Source organism: Streptomyces sp. NPDC001663 (assembly GCF_042893105.1).
GTDB lineage: Bacteria > Actinomycetota > Actinomycetes > Streptomycetales > Streptomycetaceae > Streptomyces.
This window is the reverse complement of sequence record NZ_JBIAUR010000009.1, coordinates 143465-159132: the sequence shown is the minus strand read 5'-3', so window position 1 is coordinate 159132 and position 15668 is coordinate 143465. Positions and strand designations below refer to the sequence as shown.

General features: G+C 71.7%; 14 protein-coding genes. 9 read left to right on the top strand and 5 right to left on the bottom strand.

Features of this window, described 5'->3' with window-relative positions:
- Positions 1-21: 21 nt before the first annotated feature.
- Both ACFY1L_RS28435 and ACFY1L_RS28430 read right to left on the bottom strand, forming a co-directional pair.
- On the bottom strand, positions 22-681 hold the full coding sequence (locus ACFY1L_RS28435; RefSeq protein WP_388830277.1) for a CBS domain-containing protein: 660 nt from the start codon (positions 679-681) through the stop codon (positions 22-24).
- Positions 678-1142, bottom strand: coding sequence for a cyclic nucleotide-binding domain-containing protein (locus ACFY1L_RS28430; RefSeq protein WP_388830274.1), 465 nt, complete (start codon positions 1140-1142; stop codon positions 678-680). The genes ACFY1L_RS28435 and ACFY1L_RS28430 overlap by 4 nt, the downstream gene beginning before the upstream one ends.
- 199 nt (positions 1143-1341) lie before the next feature.
- Here ACFY1L_RS28430 and ACFY1L_RS28425 point away from each other — a divergent pair, with 199 nt between their 5' ends.
- Entirely contained in the window at positions 1342-1554 is a 213-nt protein-coding gene (locus ACFY1L_RS28425) for a hypothetical protein (RefSeq protein WP_388830271.1), read from the top strand.
- A 5-nt stretch (positions 1555-1559) separates the two neighbouring features.
- Here ACFY1L_RS28425 and ACFY1L_RS28420 read toward each other — a convergent pair whose 3' ends face one another.
- The gene (locus tag ACFY1L_RS28420) at positions 1560-3272 is read right to left on the bottom strand and encodes a SulP family inorganic anion transporter (RefSeq protein ID WP_388830268.1); all 1713 of its coding nucleotides are present in this window, start codon (positions 3270-3272) and stop codon (positions 1560-1562) included.
- 165 nt (positions 3273-3437) lie between these two features.
- Here ACFY1L_RS28420 and ACFY1L_RS28415 point away from each other — a divergent pair, with 165 nt between their 5' ends.
- Genes ACFY1L_RS28415 through ACFY1L_RS28405 form a run of 3 tightly spaced genes read left to right on the top strand, consistent with a single transcriptional unit; the run spans position 3438 to position 6269 of the window.
- A complete protein-coding gene (locus ACFY1L_RS28415; RefSeq protein ID WP_388830265.1) occupies positions 3438-4343 on the top strand; it encodes a universal stress protein in 906 nt (301 codons plus the stop codon).
- Positions 4344-4368: 25 nt separating this feature from the next.
- Positions 4369-5391 carry an alcohol dehydrogenase AdhP gene (gene adhP, locus ACFY1L_RS28410; protein ID WP_388830262.1) on the top strand — a complete coding sequence of 341 codons (1023 nt, stop codon included), beginning with the start codon at positions 4369-4371 and terminating at the stop codon, positions 5389-5391.
- Entirely contained in the window at positions 5388-6269 is an 882-nt protein-coding gene (locus ACFY1L_RS28405; RefSeq protein ID WP_388830259.1) for a universal stress protein, read from the top strand. Before adhP ends, ACFY1L_RS28405 begins: the two co-directional genes overlap by 4 nt.
- Positions 6270-6283: 14 nt before the next feature.
- On the opposite strand, the gene ppk2 is transcribed toward ACFY1L_RS28405, so the two are convergent.
- Entirely contained in the window at positions 6284-7087 is an 804-nt protein-coding gene (gene ppk2 / locus ACFY1L_RS28400; protein ID WP_388830256.1) for a polyphosphate kinase 2, read from the bottom strand.
- A gap of 49 nt (positions 7088-7136) precedes the next feature.
- On the opposite strand from ppk2, the gene ACFY1L_RS28395 reads away from it, so the two are divergent.
- The 5 genes from ACFY1L_RS28395 to ACFY1L_RS28375 all read left to right on the top strand — a co-directional run bounded on the left by ACFY1L_RS28395 (position 7137) and on the right by ACFY1L_RS28375 (position 15139).
- Entirely contained in the window at positions 7137-9518 is a 2382-nt protein-coding gene (locus ACFY1L_RS28395) for a phosphoketolase (RefSeq protein ID WP_388830253.1), read from the top strand.
- A 116-nt stretch (positions 9519-9634) separates the two neighbouring features.
- Entirely contained in the window at positions 9635-12325 is a 2691-nt protein-coding gene (locus ACFY1L_RS28390) for a GNAT family N-acetyltransferase (protein ID WP_388830250.1), read from the top strand.
- Between the two features lie 13 nt (positions 12326-12338).
- Entirely contained in the window at positions 12339-13070 is a 732-nt protein-coding gene (locus tag ACFY1L_RS28385; RefSeq protein ID WP_388830247.1) for a CBS domain-containing protein, read from the top strand.
- A gap of 21 nt (positions 13071-13091) precedes the next feature.
- Positions 13092-13601, top strand: a complete 510-nt coding sequence (locus tag ACFY1L_RS28380) for a flavodoxin domain-containing protein (RefSeq protein ID WP_388830244.1) — start codon at positions 13092-13094, stop codon at positions 13599-13601.
- Between the two features lie 182 nt (positions 13602-13783).
- Entirely contained in the window at positions 13784-15139 is a 1356-nt protein-coding gene (locus ACFY1L_RS28375) for a cation:proton antiporter (RefSeq protein ID WP_388830241.1), read from the top strand.
- Here ACFY1L_RS28375 and ACFY1L_RS28370 read toward each other — a convergent pair.
- On the bottom strand, positions 15129-15551 hold the full coding sequence (locus ACFY1L_RS28370; protein ID WP_388830238.1) for a hypothetical protein: 423 nt from the start codon (positions 15549-15551) through the stop codon (positions 15129-15131). The two genes, ACFY1L_RS28375 and ACFY1L_RS28370, sit on opposite strands and share 11 nt — an antisense overlap.
- Positions 15552-15668 lie beyond the last annotated feature (117 nt).

The following is a 15668-nucleotide window of genomic DNA, read 5'->3' as shown; positions in this document are numbered from 1 at the left end:
GCGGTCCCGCTCCCGTGGATGTCAGCCCGCGGTCCGGTCCGGCCCGTCCAGGGCGAACCGCACGTCCACGACGCCCTCGACCGCCCGGACCAGGCGTGCGGCCACCGGTACGAGGGAGGTGTCGCGGACCCGGCCGCCGAGCGTCACGACGCCGTCCCGGACCTCGACCAGCACGGCGGACGCAGGTGTCGGGAAGAGGTAGGACACGACCTCCCGCCGTACCTCCTCGGCGATTTCCTCGTCGTCGCGCAGGAACACCTTGAGCAGGTCCGCCCGGCTGACGATGCCCTCCAGACGCCCCGACTCGTCGACGACGGGCAGCCGCTTGACCTGGGCCCGCGCCATGGTCCGCGCGGCCTGCGCGAGCGTGGCGTCCGCGCCGACGGTGAGGGCGGGGGAGGTCATCAGCTCTCCGGCGGTGACCGAGCCGGCCTTGGCGAGGTCGGACAGCCGCCGCAGCTGTGTGTACCGGTCGGGATCGCTGTCGCGGAACTCCTCCTTGGGCAGCAGATCCGCCTCGGAGACGATCCCCACGACCCGCCGCCCGCCGTCCACCACGGGCACCGCGCTGACCTTGCGGTCCTGCAGGGCCCGCACGATGTCCTTGAAGGCGGCATCGCGGTCGACGGCGGCGACGGTGCGGGTCATCACGTCGCTCACGATGTGCGGGGCTGCGTTCACCGCGCGCTCCCGCTGCCGTACGGGGCGTACAGGTCCAGCAGCCGGACGCGGGCCGCCTGCAGGCGGTGGGCCACGACCTCGCCCACCCACCGGGCGACGGTCCGGCCGAACTCGGGGTCGTCCTGGCAGATCTCCCGTACGGCGGCGGCGTCGAACTCGTACGCCCGCAGCGGGGAAGCCGCCTCGGCGCCGAGGTGCCAGGTGTAGGGGGCGAACAGCCAGGACCAGCCGATGAGTTCGTTGTGCCCGAGGGACTCGATGACGGCCGCCCGGCGGCCGGGCACGCGCATGTCGAGGTTCACCGTGCCGGTGCGGATGATCCAGAACCGGTCGGCCTGACCGCCCTCTTCGAAGAGCCGGGTGCCCTCGGGGAACGACACCTCCCGGGCGATCCCCATCAGCCGCTGCCGCTGCTCGACAGCCAGCGCCCGCGGCATGCTCGTGGTGGCGGGAGCGTTCATGACGTGCCTCCAGTAAGGCGTACGGAACTGCCACTCCCAGCGTGTGCGCGCGGCCCGGCACGGGCCATGGGCCACCCGGCCCCAGGAGCGGGCCGGCCGGCGGCCCCCTCCACCCCTGTGGCACCCTGTGCCACCCCGCAGACAGCAGTTCGATGGTGGTGTGAGAGCAATCGGCAGCGCAGAAAAGGGGTGGAACACCATGGGTACGAGCCTGACTCCGGAGTTCTGGCGGCAGTTCGCCGTTCTCCTGGTGATCGCCATGGCCGTCACCTTCGTGCTCAGTGCGGCGCTCGACGCGCTGTACCTGCGGTCGCTGCAGCGTCGTGCGGCGCGTCGGCCGTCGGGCACCGGGACGCCGGGGGCGACGCGTCTGCCGGAGCGGCCTGTCGTGCGCACGCCTGTGAAGAGCTGAAGCGGCTATCCCTTGCGGTCCCACTGACGGTACGCGGCCACGGCGGTCGGCAGCGTGGGAAAGATCAGTTCCTTGCCCACCGCCTCCGCGAGCCCGTACGCCTCCAGGTCGTCCAGGAGGTCCTGCTTCACCCGGGCGAGGGCGAACACGATGCCGCGGCGCGTGAGTTCGCGGCGTAGCTCGTCGACCGCGTCCAGGGCGGTGATGTCCACCTCGACGTTCGCCTCGGTGTTGAGGACGAACCAGCGCACCTGGTCGGTCTGTTCGTCCACGGCGGCCAGGGCGCGGCGGTGGAAGTCCTGGGCGTTGGCGAAGAACAGCGGTGAGTCGTAGCGGTAGACGAGCAGGCCGGGGATGGTGTGGGCCTTGGGGTAGTCGTCCACGTCGTGCATGCCGGCCAGGCCCGGCACCAGCCCCTCGACGGCGTCGTGCGGGCGGGCCACCCGGCTCAGCAGCTCGGCCACGGACAGGCCGACGGCGACGATCACGCCGTAGAGGATGTCCAGGGTGAGCACCCCGGCCAGGCAGCCGAGTGCCAGCAGCAGTTCGCGGCGGCGGAAGGAGGCCAGGCGGCGGAAGCCCGCGAGGTCGATCATACGGACGGCCGCGTAGACGACGAGGGCGCCCAGGACGGCCGACGGCGTACGGGCCAGCAGCGGGCTGAGGAAGAGCAGGACGGCGAGCACCACCGCGCCCGCCACCAGCGAGTACCCCTGGCTGCGGGCGCCCGCCGACGAGGCGAGCGCGGTGCGGCTGGCGCTGCTGCTCACCGGGAAGCCGTGCAGACATCCCGCCCCCAGATTGGCCGCGCCCAGCGCCAGGAACTCCTGGTCGGCGTCGAGCGGCGGGCCCTCGTCGTCGCCGCCGGTGAAGGCCCGCGCGGTGAGGATGAAGTCGGTGTAGGCGACGAGCAGGACGCCGAGCGCGGGCAGCACCAGATGCGGAAGCTCGGTGAGGTCCGGCAGCGCGAGGCCGGGCAGCCCGGCCGGGACGTCGCCGATCACCTTGATGCCGTACCGCCCGTCGAGGTCGAAGACGACGACGGCGCCGGTGCCCAGCACCACGGCCAGCAGGGGGCCGGGAACCGTGCGCAGCAGCCGTGCCACCGTGAACAGGAAGGCGAGGGTGACGGCGGAGAACACCACGGTGGCCGGGTGCGCGTCCCCCAAGTGCCGTACGAAAGACCACAGTTGGGTGAAGAATCGTGAGCCCGTCGTGGACACGCCGGTCAGCTTGGGGAGCTGGTCCACGATCATGATCAGCGCCACACCCGCCAGATAGCCGATCAGGACCGGGCGGGAGAGCAGGTCGGCGACGAAGCCCAGGCGCAGCACCCGGGCCGCCAGGCACAGCAGACCGACCGTGACGGCGAGGGCCGCGGCCAGCGAGGCGTAGCGGTCGGGGTCCGCGCCGGCGAGCGGGCCCACCACGGCCGCGGTCATCAGTGCCGTGGTCGACTCCGGGCCCACTGACAGCAGACGCGACGAGCCCAGCAGCGCGTACAGGGCGAGCGCGGGAAGGATCGCCCACAGCCCGGCGACCGGCGGCAGTCCGGCCACACCCGCGTAGGCCATCACCTGCGGCACGAGATACGCCGCCACCGTCACCCCCGCCAGCAGGTCGCCGCGCAGCCAGGAGCGGCGGTAACCGGCCAGCGCGACGATCCCGGGCGTCAGACTGCGCCACCGCGAGGCGTGCCCGCCCGAGCCGTGGGACATGGATCTCCTCTCGTCGCTTCCCCAAGGATGCCCCTGCCGGTGCGGGCGGACTCCGCCACACCGCCGAGTTGGGCCGGTCGGCCCGGGCCGGGGACCTGCGGCCCCTGCAACAGGGGCCCCGCTGCCGCCGAGGCTGGAGACAGATCCCCGATTCGGAGGCATGTCATGGTGCGCACTGTTGTCGCAGGGCTGGACGGCTCGTCGGAGAGCCGGGCCGCGGCGGAGTGGGCGGCCCGCGAGGCGAAGCTGCGCGGCCTGCCGTTGAAGATCGTCCACGTGTGGGAGCCTGTGCCGGAGCCCATGGCCCAGGCCCCGCTCCTCGGCGCCGAGACCCAGCAGCACTGGAGCGAACGTATTCCCCGCGAGACCCTCGAGGGCCTTCGCCTGCGCCATCCCGGCGTCGAGGTGACCATGGAGCAGTCGAGCGGCCGGCCCGCGGACATCCTGGTCAAGGCAGCAGAGGACGCCGAACTGCTCGCCCTCGGCTCCCGCGGCCTCAGCGGCATCGGCGGGTTCATGGTCGGCTCCGTCGGCCTCGCCGTCGTGGCCCATGCCGAGCGCCCCGTGGTCCTGGTCCGCGCCGGTGAGCAGGCCGCGGACGAACATCAGGCGGACCCGGTGGGCATCCCGTCGGCCGCCACCCCGTACCGGCCCGTCGTACTCGGCCTTGACCCCGCCGGCCCGGACGACTCGGTGATCGAGTTCGCGTTCGACGCGGCCGCCCGGCGCTCCGCCGTCCTGCGGGCCGTCCACGGCTGGAACCTGCCCCCGTACTACGCCTACGGCCTGTCCGCCGACCCGGAGCTGTACGACGAGATCGCCCGGGAGCAGTCCGCCGCCCTCGCCGCGGCCCTGCGCCCCTGGCGCCGGAAGTACCCGGACGTCGAGGTCCTGGAGGAGTCCCGCGCCGGAAGCGGCGCCGACCGCCTGGTCTACGCCTCGCACGAGGCCTCGCTGGTCGTCGTCGGCCGCCGCATCCGCCACAGCCCGCTCGGCGCCCACATCGGTCCCGTCACCCACGCCGTCCTGCACCACGCCACCGCCCCCGTCGCGGTCGTCGCCCACAACTGACGCCCATCCCTGAGGAGTTGAACCCATGAAGGCAGCGGTCGTACGAGCTTTCGGTGAGCCCCTGGTCATCGAGGAGCGCCCCGATCCCGAGCCCGGTCCCGGTCAGGTGAGGATCCGCCTGGAGGCCTCCGGTCTGTGCCACACCGACATCCACGCCGCCCACGGCGACTGGCCCGTCAAGCCGAATCCGCCGTTCGTGCCCGGCCACGAGGGCGTCGGCCTCGTCGAGAAGCTCGGCGACGGTGTCACCCACCTGAGTGTGGGAGACCGGGTCGCCGTGCCGTGGCTCGGCCGGGCCTGCGGGCGGTGCGAGCACTGCCTGTCCGGCTGGGAGACGCTGTGCGAGCAGCAGATCAACACCGGTTACGGCTGCGACGGCGGGTACGCCGAGAAGATGCTGGCCTGGGCCGACTTCGCCCAGCCGGTGCCCGAGGGCGTCAGCGCCGTCGACGCCGCTCCGCTGACCTGCGCCGGCGTCACCACGTACAAGGCGCTCAAGGTCGCGGACGTCAGGCCGGCCCAGCTCGTCGCGATTTCCGGCATCGGCGGGCTCGGTCATCTGGCGGTGCAGTACGCCAAGATCGCCGGAGCCACCGTCGCGGCGATCGACGTCACCGACGAGAAGCTCGAACTCGCCGCGGAACTCGGCGCCGACATCGTCATCGACGCCCGCAAGCAGGACGTCGGCGAGGTGCTCAAGGAGCACGGCGGCGCCCACGCCGCCATCGCCCTGGCAGTGAACGAGGCCGCCTTCTCCGCGGTCAACTCCGGGTTGCGGCGCGGCGGCAAGCTCGTCATGGTGGCCCTGCCGGCACACGGCACCATCCAGGTGCCCATCTTCGACACCGTGCTGAACGGCACTTCGGTGATCGGCTCCATCGTCGGCACCCGGCAGGACCTCGCCGAGGTCTTCCAACTGCACGCGGCGGGCCGCACCAAGGTCATCCACGAGACCCGTCCGCTCACCGCCGTCAACGAGTCCATCGACGAGGTGCTGCGCGGCGAGGTCAAGGCCCGCATCGTGTTCGAGTTCGGTCAGGAGGGATGACGACGATGGAACAGCCCCTGGTCGTGGGCACGGACGGCTCCGAGCCGAGCCTGCGGGCCGTCGACTGGGCGGCCGACGAGGCCGCCCTGCGCGGGGTTCCGCTGCGGGTGGTGTTCGCCTCCCTGTGGGAGCGCTACGAGGGCACCGCGCTCGCCACGGACATCGGGAAGCCGTCCGAGGAGGTGCTGGCCGACGACATCGTCGCCGGCGCCGCCGGGCGGGCGCGTCGGCGGCATCCGGAGCTGAAGATCACCGCCGAGGTGCTGGCGGAGGAGCCCGAGTACGCGCTGGTGCGGGAGGGGCGCCTCGCCTCCGCACTGGTGGTGGGCTCCCGCGGCCGCAGTGGCCTGGCCGAACTGTTTCTCGGCTCCGTGAGCCTGTCGGTGGCCGCCTACGCCGAGTGCCCGGTGATAGTGCTGCGCGGCAGCCACGACAACCGTGCCACGCCCGGTACCCGCGGCCGCGTCGTCGTGGGCGTCGGCGAGGACGCCAAGGACTCCGCGGCCGTGCGCTTCGCGGCCGAGGAGGCCAGGCGCCGCGGGGTGCCTCTGGAAGCCGTACGGGCCTGGCGGTGCCCGGCGCACGAGAGCACCGACCATCCCCTGATGGCCGGGGAACCCGCCCGGCTGCACCACGAGCGGGCGGTCGAGGCGCTGGAGGAGGCACTGCAGGACCTTCCGGCCGACGTCGAGGTCCAGCGCGGCACCGTCGAGGGCCACGCCCGCCGGGTGCTGGTGGACGCCTCGCACCGGGCCGACCTGCTGGTCGTCGGAGCCAAGCGGCGTGACGGGCACTTCGGGCTTCAGCTCGGCCGTGTCGCCCACGCGGTGCTGCACCACTCCGCCTGCCCGGTGGCCGTCGTACCGCAGAAGGCGTGAGCGCCGTGACCGGCTTACAAGCTCGCCGCGTGATCGGGGACGTAGGTCTGCAGATCGCGCGGCGGGCGCTCGTAGCCGGTCGACGGCGGCCGCGGCGGCAGGTCCAGCACCGGCGGTGCCACCTCACGGTAGGGAAGGGTGCTCAGCAGGTGGGCGATCATGTTCAGCCGGGCCCGGCGCTTGTCGTCGCTCTCGACGACGTACCAGGGCGCCTCCCGGATGTCCGTGTGCACCAGCATCTCGTCCTTGGCCCGGGAGTACGCCTCCCAGCGGGAGATCGACTCAAGGTCCATCGGCGACAGCTTCCAGCGCCGCACCGGATCCTCCAGCCGGCGCCGGAAGCGCTCCTGCTGCTCGGTGTCGCTCACCGAGAACCAGTACTTGCGCAGCAGGATCCCGTCCTCCACCAGCATCCGCTCGAAGATCGGGCATTGCCGCAGGAAGAGCTGGTACTCCTCCTTGGTGCAGAAGCCCATCACATGCTCGACCCCGGCCCGGTTGTACCAGGACCGGTCGAACAGCACGATCTCCCCGGCGGCCGGCAGATGCTCCACATACCGCTGGAAGTACCACTGCGTGCGCTGGCGCTCGGTCGGCTTGGGCAGTGCCGCGATCCGCGCCACGCGCGGGTTGAGATGCTCCGCGGCCCGCTTGATGGTGCCGCCCTTGCCCGCCGCGTCCCGCCCCTCGAAGACGACGACCAGCCGGGCACCCTCGGCGCGCACCCATTCCTGCAGCTTCACCAACTCCGTCTGCAGGCGCAGCAGTTCCTTCTCGTACGTCTTGCGCGGCAGTGTCGCCGCCTTCTTGCCGGCCATGCCGCCTCCACCGCCCGATGACCCACGTCGATGACTTCCGGAGTCACTCATGCCCAAGGTCGAACACCTGGACGCCACCGTACTTTCCGACCAGGAGCTGCGCACCCTGGACGCCCACTGGCGGGCCGCCAACTACCTGGCCGCCGGGCAGATCTACCTGATGTCCAACCCGCTGCTGCGCGAGCCCCTCAGGCCCGAGCACATCAAGCCGCGGCTGCTCGGTCACTGGGGCACCTCGCCCGGCCTGAACCTCGTGTACACCCACCTCAACCGCGTCATCAAGGCCCGCGGCCTGGACGCCCTGTGCATCTGGGGGCCCGGCCACGGCGGCCCCTCCGTGCTGGCCAACTCCTGGCTGGAGGGCACCTACAGCGAGACGTACCCGAACGTCGCCCGGGATGCGGCGGGCATGGAGCGGCTGTTCCGGCAGTTCTCCTTCCCCGGCGGCGTGCCCAGCCATGTCGCGCCGGAGACGCCGGGCTCGATCCACGAGGGCGGCGAACTGGGCTACTCCTTGTCGCACGCCTACGGCGCGGCCCTCGACAACCCGAACCTGCTCGTCGCCTGCGTGATCGGCGACGGCGAGGCGGAGACCGGACCGCTGGCCGCCTCCTGGCACTCCAACAAGTTCCTCGACCCGGTGCACGACGGAGCCGTCCTGCCGATCCTCCACCTCAACGGCTACAAGATCGCCAACCCGACCGTGCTCTCCCGCCTGCCCGAGCACGAACTCGACGATCTGCTGCGCGGATACGGTCATGTGCCGATCCACGTCACCGGCGACGCCCCGGCCACCGTCCACCGGGCGATGGCACGCGCGATGGACGACGCGCTGGAACGCATCGCCGCGCTGCAGCAGTCTGCCCGCGAGGACGGCGTCGCCGAGCGCTCGCACTGGCCCGTCATCGTCCTGCGCACCCCCAAGGGCTGGACCGGACCCGCCGAGGTCGACGGTGTCCCGGTCGAGGGCACCTGGCGCGCCCACCAGGTCCCGCTGGCCGCCGTACGCGAAAACCCGGAGCATCTGCGGCAGTTGGAGGCGTGGCTGCGCTCGTACCGCCCCGAGGAGCTGTTCGACGCGGACGGCCGACCCGTCGCCGACGTGCTCGCCTGCGTGCCCGACGGGGCCGTACGCCTGGGGGCCACCCCGCACGCCAACGGCGGCCTGCTCCTGCGCGCCCTGCCGATCCCCTCCCTCGACCGGTTCGCCGTGCCGGTGGACAAGCCGGGCACCACCCTCCACGAGCCCACCCGGGTCCTCGGCGACCTCCTCGAACAGGTCATGGAGGACACCGCGGCCCGCCGCGACTTCCGGGTCGTGGGTCCCGACGAGACCGCCTCCAACCGGCTGCAGGCCGTCTTCGACGCCAGCGGCAAGGCCTGGCAGGCCCAGCACCTTCCGGTGGACGAACACCTCGACCGGCACGGCCGGGTGATGGAGATCCTCTCCGAACACACCTGCCAGGGCTGGCTGGAGGGCTATCTGCTGACCGGCCGGCACGGGCTGTTCTCCTGCTACGAGGCCTTCGTACACATCGTCGACTCCATGGTCAACCAGCACATCAAGTGGCTGAAGACGTCGAGGGAGTTGCCGTGGCGCGCCCCCATCGCATCCCTCAACTACCTGCTCACCTCGCACGTGTGGCGCCAGGACCACAATGGTTTCTCCCACCAGGACCCCGGCTTCGTCGACCACGTCCTCAACAAGAGCCCCGAGGTCGTACGGGTCTATCTGCCGCCGGACGCCAACACCCTGCTGTCGGTCGCGGACCATGCGCTGCGCAGCCGCGACTACGTGAACGTGATCGTCGCCGGCAAGCAGCCATGCTTCGACTGGCTGTCCATGGACCAGGCCCGCGCCCACTGCGCGCGCGGAGCAGGCATCTGGGAGTGGGCGGGCACCGAGAACGGCGGCGAACCGGACGTCGTGCTGGCCTGCGCCGGCGACGTGCCCACCCAGGAGGTCCTGGCCGCAGCCCAGTTGCTCCGCCGCCACCTGCCCGACCTCGCGGTCCGCGTGGTCAACGTCGTCGACATGGCTCGCCTGATGCCGCGCGAGGAACACCCGCACGGGATGAGCGACTTCGAGTACGACGGCCTGTTCACCACCGACAAGCCGGTGATCTTCGCCTACCACGGCTACCCGTGGCTGATCCACCGCCTCGCATACCGGCGCACCGGCCACCCCAACCTGCATGTGCGCGGCTACAAGGAGTCCGGCACCACGACCACCCCGTTCGACATGGTCGTCCGCAACGACCTCGACCGCTACCGGCTGGTCATGGACGTCATCGACCGCGTCCCGGGCCTCGCGGTGCGCGCCGCGGCCGTACGTCAGACGATGGCGGACGCCCGCACCCGCCACGAGGCCTGGATCCGCGAGTACGGCACGGATCTGCCCGAGGTCGCGGACTGGACGTGGAACTCCTGAGACCCGGCCCGCGCCGGGGGCCGACCGGCCCACCTTCGGCCCCCGGACAGCCCATGTGAGAGCTGCCCGTTCCGTTGGACGCTCGAAGTGTCGAGAGACCTGGAGGGGATTCCGTCATGACGGACGACGCGCTCACCCGGCCCATGGCCCACGCCCTGCTCGCGGACGGCACGACCGTGTGCATCCGGCCCGTGAGCAAGAGCGACCACGATCAGGTGCAGGGGCTCTACGAGGAGATGTCCGTCGAGAACCTGCGGCTGCGGTTCTTCTCGGCGAGTCGGTGCTCCGCCGTCCTGGCCGCCGACCGGGCCAGCGCATCGCCGCACCCCGGGTACCGGGCCCTGCTGGCCGAGACGGCGAGCGGGCTGATCGGCCTCGCCGAGTACGACACCGGCGGGACCGGCAGCACAGCCGAGGTCTCCATCGCGGTCGCCGACGGACTGCACCACCGAGGGGTCGGCACGCTTCTCGTCGAGCACCTGGTCTCCGCGGCCCGCGCCGAGGGCGTCACGGCCTTCACCGCCGACGCGCTCAGCGAGAACCGCGAGGTGCTGCGGCTCTTCGCCGACCTCGGCCTGCGCACAGCCCGCCACTTCGAAGGCCCGGAAGTGCGCTGCACCATCGCCCTGGACGAGAGCGACACCTACCTCACGGCCGTGGAGGAACGCGGCCGGGCCGCCGACGTGGCCAGCCTCGAGCCGCTGCTGCGGCCGAAGGCGGTGGCCGTCGTCGGAGCCGGACGCAAACCGGGCTCGGTGGGCCGGGCGATCCTGCACCATCTGCACTCGGGCGGGTTCAATCGGCGTCTGTTCGCGGTGAACCCGGCAGCGACCGCGATCCTCGGCGTGCCGTGCTACCCGTCGGTCGCCGCCCTGCCCATGGCGCCAGACCTCGCCGTCCTCGCCGTACCCGCAGCCTCGGTCCCGGAGACCGCCGAGGAGTGCGGCAAGGCGGGCGTACGAGCGCTCCTGGTCGTCACCGCGGGCCTCGACGCCGACCAGGGCCGGTCGCTGATGGAGACATGCCGCGCCTACGGCATGCGGCTCGTCGGCCCCAACTGTCTCGGCATCTCCAACACCGACCCGACGCTGCGCCTCGACGCCACCTTCGCCGCCGGCCATCCGCGCCCCGGCACCGCGGGCGTCGCCGTCCAGTCCGGGGGTGTCGGCATCGCCCTGCTCGACGGGCTGTCCCGGCTCGGCATCGGCGTCTCCTCGTTCGTGTCCCTGGGGGACAAGTACGACGTCAGCGGCAACGACATGCTCCAGTGGTGGGAGAGCGACGGCCGCACTGATCTCGCCCTGCTGCACCTGGAGTCCTTCGGCAACCCACGGGCCTTCTCCCGCACCGCGCGCCGCGTGACCCGACGCATGCCCGTGCTGACCGTCGACGCCGGACGCACCGACGCCGGCCGGCGCGCCGCAGCATCGCACACGGCGGCCGCCGCCACCCGCACCATGACCCGCGGCGCCCTGTTCACCCAGGCCGGCATCACCGCCACCCGCTCGGTCGGTGAACTCCTGGAAACGGCCGCCCTGTTGCACTCCCAGCCGCTGCCCGCAGGCACCCGTGTCGCGATCGTCACCAACGCGGGCGGGGCGGGTGTGCTCGCCGCCGATGCCTGCGCCGAGGCAGGCCTGACCCTGCCGCCGCCCACCCCTGAGCTGATCGACGACCTGCTCGCCGTCCTGCCCGAGGGTGCCGCCGTCGGCAACCCAGTCGACGCCACGGCCGCCGTCTCGGAGGAACAGCTCACGGACTGCGTGGACCGGATCCTGCGCTACGGCGGCGTCGACGCCGTCCTGGTGGCCCTGATCCCCACGGCGGTCGCCGAGGCAACCGGCGACGACCTCGTCCGCGCCCTCACCAGCGCGCCGTCCCGAGGCGCCAAGCCGCTCGCCGCGGTACGGCTCGAACAGGCCCTGCCCGTCGAACTGCTGCCCGCCGAGGGCGGCACCGTCCCGTCGTACGCCGAACCCCAGGCGGCAGCACGGGCGTTGGCCCACGCGGCCCGTCGCGCGGCCTGGCTGGCCCGGCCCGCCGGGACAGTCCCCGACCTCGCCGAGGTCGACACGACGCGCGCCCGCGCCGTCGTGGACACGTACCTCGAGGCTCACCCCGACGGCGGCTGGCTCGACCCGCGGACCTGTGCCGAACTGCTCGACTGCTACCGCATCCCCCAGTCGCCGTGGGCCTGGGCCGAGACCGAGGACGACGCCGTCCTCGCCGCCGACCGGCTGCGCGGTGCCGACGGCCGGGTGGTCATGAAGGGCCACTGGCCGGGCCTGCTGCACAAGACCGTCGAGCACGCCGTCCATCTCGACCTGCGCGGCGACTCCCAAGTGCGCGCCGCCTTCCGGGACTTGGAGACCCGGTTCGCAGGCCTGCTGACCGGCGTGGTGGTGCAGCCGCTCGCCGACCGCGGCACCGAACTGTTCGCCGGCGTCGTCCAGGACCAGGTCTTCGGACCGCTCGTCCTCTTCGGCCTCGGCGGCACCGCGACCGAGGTGCTCGCCGACCACGCCGCCCGGCTCGCCCCGCTCACCGACCACGACGTGCACGACCTGATCACGTCCCTGCGCTGCGCCCCGCTGCTGTTCGGCGCGAACGGCGTGCGCCCCGTCGACCTCGAAGCCCTCGAACAACTGCTGCTGCGGCTGTCCCGGATGGCGAGCGACCTGCCGCAGCTGGCCGAGGCCGACTTCAACCCCGTACTCGCGACACCGGGCGGAGTCAGTGTGCTCGATGCGCGGGTGCGCCTGCTGCCCCGCGGGCCGCAGGATCCGTATCTGCGCCGGCTCCGCTGAGGAGGAAACAGCCATGAAGCACAACAAGGTCGGCTCCGTGATGACCACGGAGGTCGTCCGTGCCGAGTACGGCACCCCGTTCAAGGAGGTGGCACGACTGCTCGGTGAGCACCGCATCAGCGGACTTCCGGTGGTCGACGACGACGAGAAGGTCATCGGGGTCATCTCCGAGACGGATCTCATGATCCGCCAGGCCGAGGCGCCCGACCCGTACGAGCCGAAGAAGCATCACCGCCTCGCCGCCCTCACCCACGAAGGCAGGACGCGGGCTGTGAAGACCCGGGCCCGCACCGCGGGCCAGCTGATGACCGAGCCGCCCGTCACGGTGCATGCCGACAACAGCATCGTCGAGGCCGCCCGGACCATGGCGCAGCACCGCGTCGAGCGACTGCCCGTCCTCGACGAGGAGAATCGGCTCGTCGGCATCGTCACCCGCCGCGACCTGCTCCAGGTCTTCCTGCGGCCGGACGCCGAGATCCGCAAGGAGGTCGTCGACGAGGTGATCGTCCACGCGCTGTGGCTGGCACCGCGCAGCGTCGACGTCTCCGTGGTGGAGGGCGTGGTCACGCTCTCCGGTCACATGGAACGCAAGAGCGAGACGGAGATCGCCGTCTCCATGGCCCGTCAGATCGACGGGGTCGTAGCGGTCGTCGACAAGCTCACCCACCGGCTGGACGACTCGCACGTCCGGCCCGACGAGCAGGCACTGCACGGTGTCGCCGACGACTGGCTGGGCAAGCTGTGAGCTGAAAGGAGGCGGACCGCCATGCCCATCAGCGTGCTGGTCGCCTACGGAACGACCAATGGATCGACCGCGCAGATCGCCGAGGCCGTGGCCGAGGTCCTGCGCAAGGAGGGCCTCGCGGCTGACACTGCGCCGGCCGGTACCGTCAAGGACGTGACACGGTACGACGCCGTCGTGGTCGGCGGCGGACTCTACGCCGGACGCTGGCACAAGGACGCCCGCCGGTTCGTGCGCCGCAACCGCAGCGCACTGGCCGCACGCCCGCTGTGGCTCTTCAGCAGCGGACCCCTCGACGCCACGGCGTCGGAGCGGGACATCCCGCCCGTGCCCGGTGTGCGCCGCGCCATGACCCGGCTCGACGCCCGGGGGCACGTCACCTTCGGAGGCTGCCTGGAAGAGGGCGCCAAGGGCCGCATCGCAGGCATGATCCTGCGCAGCGGAAAGGGCGGGGACTTCCGGAACTTCCCCGAGATCGAGGCGTGGGCGGCACGGGTCGCCGGCGAACTGGCGAAGGAGAGGCAAACGACGTGAAGGGCCCGCCCGCCCTGCCCTTTCGCTGCCGTGCTCGTCCCACCGTGTCGGTACGGGACGCCGAACAAACGCTGTCCGATCATGGCCGGACGGGCATGCTCCATCCGGATCGGTAAGCAATTGTCGGAAAACTGGCCAAGCGCAGGCTGCTGCTCTCCGGCCCTCGATGAGGCGAGGGCGCGGTGAGCGGCAGCGCGTGGGCGGGGGCGGCCGTGGCCGCCGTCACCGCGGGATATGCACTGTTCTCCCGGCGGCTGTCGACCACACCTGTGTCGGCGCCCATGGTGTTCACCGCCTTCGGGGTCGCCATCGGACCGCTCGGGCTCGGCCTCCTCGACCTGGAGCACGACGCGGGACCGGTGCTCACCCTGGTCGAAGCCACCCTGACGCTGGTTCTGTTCACCGACGCGATGTCCGTCAGGCGCCGGGACCTGGGCGTCGGTGGGTTCCTTCCCGGACGGCTGCTGGGGATCGGTCTGCCGCTGACCATCGGGGCGGGCTGGCTCCTGGCGTGGCCACTGCTGCCCGGGCTGACCGTCTGGGAGCTGGCGCTGGTCGGGACGATCCTGGCCCCGACGGACGCGGCCCTGGGTAAGACCGCGGTCTCCAGTCCGAAGGTCCCCCCACTGGTGCGCAGCGGCCTCAACGTCGAGAGCGGCCTCAACGACGGCATGGCGCTGCCGTTCTTCGTGCTCTTCCTCGCGGCTCTGCCCGGCACCGTGACCTCGGAGGAGGGGGCCGGCGGAGTCTTCTGGCGCGCGCTGGTGCTCAGCACCGCGCTGGGCCTTGCCGTCGGCGGTATCGGCGGATGGCTGCTGCGCCGCTCGCGCGAGAGGGACTGGGTCAGCCGGGACTGGCGGCAGGTGTTCGTCCTGGCCGCGGCCGTGGGGTCGTACACCCTGGCGGTCGTCGTCGACGGGAGTGGCTTCATCGCGGCCTGGGTGGCCGGTTTCGCCTTCGGCGTCTCTTACCGGCAGGACAGGGGTTCTCGTCGGCAGGACACGGTTTCCCGTCGCCAGGACATGGAAGCGGATGCCCCGGACGGCGATGACGACACCGCCCACCTGGCCGAACACCTCGCCGAGCTGCTCGCGTCCGTGAGCTTCCTGGTCTTCGGCGCCGTCCTGCTCGGTCCGACACTGGAGGATGTCGACTGGCGGATCATCGTCTACGCCGTGCTGAGCCTCACCGCGGTCCGGATGCTGCCGGTCGCGCTCTCCCTGACCGGCAGCGGCCTGGCCCTCCCCACGGTCGCCTACATCGGCTGGTTCGGGCCTCGCGGGCTCGCCTCGGTCGTCTTCGGGCTGCTCGTGGTGGAGGAACACGTCCACGGGGTCCAGCTCATCGGGCGGGTGGTTGCCCTCACTGTCGCCTTGAGCATCCTGCTGCACGGCATGTCGGCCGTGTTCCTGGCGGAGCGGTACGGCGCCTGGCACAAGAAGGCCGCCTCCCGCAGCCCTCGACTGCGGGAGGGCGCGCCGGACTCACCGGACGGCCGCCCCGACGACTGGCCAGGTTCGGCTCCGGCTAGCCGCTGACGTCGTCCCTCCTGACCACGCACAATCCCCAGATGACGAAGCCGTACAGGGCGATCAGCGTGAGCGACCAGAACGGGTAGTAGGGGATGGACAGGAAGTTCGCGATGATCAGCAGCCCCGCGATACCCACTCCGGCAACCCGCGCCCAGGTGGCCGCCGAGAACAGTCCGACGCTCACGACCATGGCGATGACACCGAGTGCCAGCTGGATCCAGCCCCAGCTCGTCAGGTCGAACTTGAAGACGTAGTTCGGGGTGTTGACGAAGACGTCGTCGTCGGCGATCGCCATGATGCCCCTGAAGAGGTCGAGGGTACCGGCGATGAACAGCATCACGGCGGCGAAGACCGTCAGCCCTGAGGCGGCCGCTTCGGCGCGTGCAGAGCGCCGGTGCGGGGTAGTGGTGGTGGCCATGGCTGGATCTCCCTTCCTTGTGCGGCCGCGGCCGGCAGCCGCTCACGACCCAGCCTTCATCCCGTCGATCAGTCCGTCGTCACCCCGGGAGGGTGATGATGCCCGGTCAAGCCTCGA